At 32.1% G+C, this 4,198-nt stretch carries 4 protein-coding genes and 1 pseudogene; all 5 read right to left on the bottom strand.

Features of this window, described 5'->3' with window-relative positions; translation table 11 throughout:
* Positions 1–203, bottom strand: a pseudogene (locus tag FYJ83_RS19275) (recombinase family protein); the annotation flags it as partial.
* Positions 204–205: 2 nt separating this feature from the next.
* Positions 206–1,123 carry a recombinase family protein gene (locus tag FYJ83_RS19270; protein ID WP_154443117.1) on the bottom strand — a complete coding sequence of 306 codons (918 nt, stop codon included), beginning with the start codon at positions 1,121–1,123 and terminating at the stop codon, positions 206–208.
* A gap of 11 nt (positions 1,124–1,134) precedes the next feature.
* Complete coding sequence (locus FYJ83_RS19265) at positions 1,135–2,733, bottom strand: recombinase family protein (protein WP_154443116.1); 1,599 nt, start codon at positions 2,731–2,733, stop codon at positions 1,135–1,137.
* A gap of 76 nt (positions 2,734–2,809) precedes the next feature.
* Positions 2,810–2,974: an SHOCT domain-containing protein gene (locus tag FYJ83_RS19800; protein WP_195838076.1), complete on the bottom strand. Its 165-nt coding sequence runs from the start codon at positions 2,972–2,974 to the stop codon at positions 2,810–2,812.
* A gap of 623 nt (positions 2,975–3,597) precedes the next feature.
* A complete protein-coding gene (locus FYJ83_RS19260) occupies positions 3,598–4,062 on the bottom strand; it encodes an RNA polymerase sigma factor (protein WP_154443115.1) in 465 nt (154 codons plus the stop codon).
* Between the last annotated feature and the right edge of the window lie 136 nt (positions 4,063–4,198).

Here is a 4,198-nt window from a genome sequence, read left to right as displayed (position 1 = left end):
GCCAGTTTCCAATTAGGATTACTATTTATCTTCTCTGTATAATAAGCAATCTGGGCCTCATAACTGCCTTCTTGTTGTTCTAGTTTTGTACTAACCCTGCAGTAGGCTGCCACTCTTAGGACTTTTAATTCTGGCTTGATACCTTTATTATAAATATTCTGTGCAGGGATAATTGACACTTTCTTTTTTACTGGTATTACCACCTTTATCCATCCTTTCTTATGTTTTCATGATCTTCCTCCATAGTAATTTGGTTTATAAATTCCACTAGGATTTTTCCATCCTTATGGATGGTCATCTGTTTTATTATGGTTGAAAATAAATCTTCATCAAATTCCATCAGTTGTTCTCTCTCTACAAGTGCTTGTCTCATTTTTTCAGTGCTATAGGCATAATCATCTATTTTAGTGATACTATAATAGGCTTTTGCTCTTTTAAAGATTAGTTCTGATAGCTCCCTTGAAGAAAATTGTTCTTCTTCCTCCAACTCTTTGATTCTCTCTTCCATGTTTCTGATTTCCATAGTTATTTTTGGAGCTTCTTTTTTCTTTTCTTCATCCAAGAGCCACATTTTTGATAGGACTTTATTTGTTGCTGATATAAATATGTTTTCTATCTCTTCACCTGTTAGAAATGGATTTCTGCAGCATACTTTTCTCTGATAAATATATCTTTTGCATTTCCAATTTCTAATTTCTGATGCTTTACCGATATTTTGTATATACTCTCGGTAAATTTCCCCACATTCTCCGCATATTATTTTTCCACTATATACAGCTTGATTTTTTTCTTTATTTACCTGGCTAGTTTTCCCAAACCTAATTGCAATTTCTTTTCTACGCTTCTGCACAGATTCAAAGGTTTTTTCGTCTATAATCTGAGGATGTATTGTATCCCCTAAGTATTTAATGTTAACCAATATTGTTCTTACAGATCCATAACTCCAGCTAATCTTGTTATTTGCATTAGGTATTCCTTTGGCTATAAGATATTTTGCTATTTTATCTGTAGATATTCCATTCAAATAGTCCTTAAAAATCTTTATAACTAATTCTGCTTTTTTATTATCTAAGACGATTCTTCCATCTACCATCGTATAGCCTATTGGTACATTTCTTCTCATACACCTTCACCTCACTTTCCTACATACACTGTTAGCTCTAATGTATTAATCAGTCTGAAAGCAATTTCAGGATCTTTTCCTATGAAAATTTTATCTACTGTATCTATAAATAAGTTTTTATCGTAGTCTTCCAGTATCTCTGGATTGCATCTAATAATGTCAAGTAATCGCAAAGTTCCTTCTATCTCCTTTTCAAAACCGTTATTAACTAGTAACTGGTTTCTTCTCTTCTTAGTTTCTTCAATCTCTATACTCAGTGCATTTTGCCTTTCTATAAAAATAGCAGGGTCAATATATCCTTTCGATACTACTCGATTTAGGATTTGACCCTGCTCTGTTAATTCCATTATTTTATTATTTAATTCTGTTATTTCTTTCTCCTGCTCTTCATTAGTTCTTAGGTTCTTTAAGGACTCAAGTAGTGGATACAGGATATCTGTGTAATTAGTCACTAGCTTATTCCACATGGTTAAGAAGGCTTCCTTTATAATTTCATCTCTCGTGGCTTTTATGCTACATTTTTTCTTATCTCTCATATGTTGAGCACAGGACCACTGGACTCTTTCATTTGGCTTTCCTATACTGACTTTTTGTCTGTGGTATGTACTTCCACATTCACTGCATATAATCTTACTGCTAAAATCATATCTGTTTTGATATTTGCCACTATCATCTAATCCCATCTGTTCTCTTCTATATTCAAGAATTTCACGTATCATCTGTCCTTCTAACCTTGTGATAATAGGTTCATGATTATTTTCAATAAAATACTGAGGTACTTCCCCTTTATTTATTCTTTGCCTAAAAGGAAGTACCTCAGTGCTATATGTTTTTTGTAATAATAAATCCCCTTGATAGACAGGATTTTGTAATATTTCGTTTATCACACTATGTTTCCATTCTTCTGCTGATCTAATAGTCGGTATATTATCTTTATTTAATCCTTTAGCAATTATATAAGTACCTTTGCCATTTAGATATTCTGTGAAAATTCTTCTAATAATTTTGGCTTCATCTTCTTTAATTATCAGCTGTCCATTCTCACCATTCATATATCCATAGGCAGGGGTATTTATTTTATATGTTCCATCTTCAAACTGTTTTCTAATTCCCCACTTAGTATTAGCTGAGGTATTTTCTGACTCAGTTTGTGCAACTGAACTTAGTATCGTAGGCATTTGTTCACTTTTTTCTGATAAGGTATTAATCTTTTCCTTTTCAAAGTATACTCCTATTCCTAGCAGTTTCAATTTCCTTATTGCCTTAATGCTGTCTACTGTATTTCTGGCAAATCTTGTGAATGATTTAGTAACAACCATATCAATCTTACCATCTTCACAATCTTGCATCATTCGTGAAAAGTCATCTCTTTTTTCTACCTGAGTACCACTTCTACCCTCATCAGAATAGATTCCTGCATATTCCCAGTCATCCCTTTTTCCTATATAATTTTTATAATACTCCACTTGATAATAAAAGGAATCCTGTTGCTCTATAGAATCTGTACTGACTCTTACATAAGCACATACCCTTTTTTTAGGCTTTAATTCCAACATAACTTTCTGATGTATAGGTTCTATTTTCTTGACTTTCTTCACTTTATTTATCATGGCTTTTCCTCCTTCCTTTGATATTTACTTCTTCTCAGCAACATACACTACCACAAGGTTTCTTCAATAGCTAGTGTTATTGCGCATATACTTCAGAAAGTTCTGGAGAAAAAGTCTGACGGTTGAGTTCATCAATTTTTACATATTCATCCTCTGTTATAATTCCTCTGGCAAGGAGTATATTTAAGAGTTTTAAAGACATTTTATATTCTACTTCCTTAATTAACTGCTCCTTTGTCATGTGATTTCCCCCATTATATGTAATTTGTATTTTGATTCTAATATCTATTTTCTTAATATCACAAAAATAGGGACCACTATATTTGTAAAACAAAATATATAATCTCTTGCCTTAAACAAGTGATCCCCATTGCTTCTAATATTAAAAATTATAATATTTTATTAAATTGTGTTGTATTTAGACACTACTATCCCCAACACATAAAGCCTTGTAAAGAAAAGGCCTATAGGGCGATTTCATAAACTGAAGTTGGTTATTCTTCATCATAGGAGTTTCACCTCCACCGGGATCTCCGCTGGCTGCCCCCATTGGGATATCTGTGGCTGGGCAGAAGTATCATTATAGGCTGATAAGGTTATGACGAACAATCTACCATAGATTGTTTTTAGGAACAGATGGGTGCCGCTCTACACCTTAGAAGGCCGACTTTTATATAAAATATATTTTATACAGGTGGTCTTGGCGCATCTTCCTTTGTCGCTTTTCCATTTCTGGCTTATCAACTAATGTATTTATGATATCGGATATTTAATTTTCAAAGTACAACCTGTAAAAAAAACAGGGAAGAGAAAAATATCCCTTCACCTGTTTCCACATTTGAAGCCTGTTTTTGAAGTCTAAATTTAAAACTTTTTTATTTTTTCTTTTAATTTCTTTTTTGCAATGTCTATACTATACTTAACTGCACGTATAGAGCAGTTTTCCATTTTTGCAATTTCTTTTAGTGAAAATCCATAATCATAATATAAAAGTAATCTTTTTCTTTGAATATTAGGTAATTCCCCTATTGCTTTCCAAAATTCAGTTTTCATTTCTTTTTCTAGTATAATTTCTTCTGTACCTTTTGATTTTTCAAAGATTCTTCTGCTAAGAGTTTCATCAGTAAGCTCCGAATGTTCTAGATTTCTTTCATCTGAACGGGTAAGATTTCTATCTCTTTTATTTAATTCAAATAAAGCAGAGTAAATATCAAAGTTAATCTCTATCCTATGAAGTACATAATTTCCGTCAATAAATGAAACATAATATTGTTCTTTATCCATACCTTCAGTCTTTTCAAGAATGTAAGCATTCATAAAGTTTGCCATTCGTATTCCTCCAATTTTTTCATTTTTGTTTAATTAGAAAAAATCAGAAGATCACGGATATCTAGCAATATAAGTTTCCCAACGCTTCATACTTCCCCCTTATCTTTTGATAAATAAAAAGCCGAGAATAACAAAA

This window comes from Tissierella pigra (genome assembly GCF_009695605.1).
Lineage (GTDB): Bacteria > Bacillota > Clostridia > Tissierellales > Tissierellaceae > Tissierella > Tissierella pigra.
The sequence above is the reverse complement of the archived record's forward strand: the minus strand, read 5'-3'. Positions and strand labels throughout refer to the sequence as shown.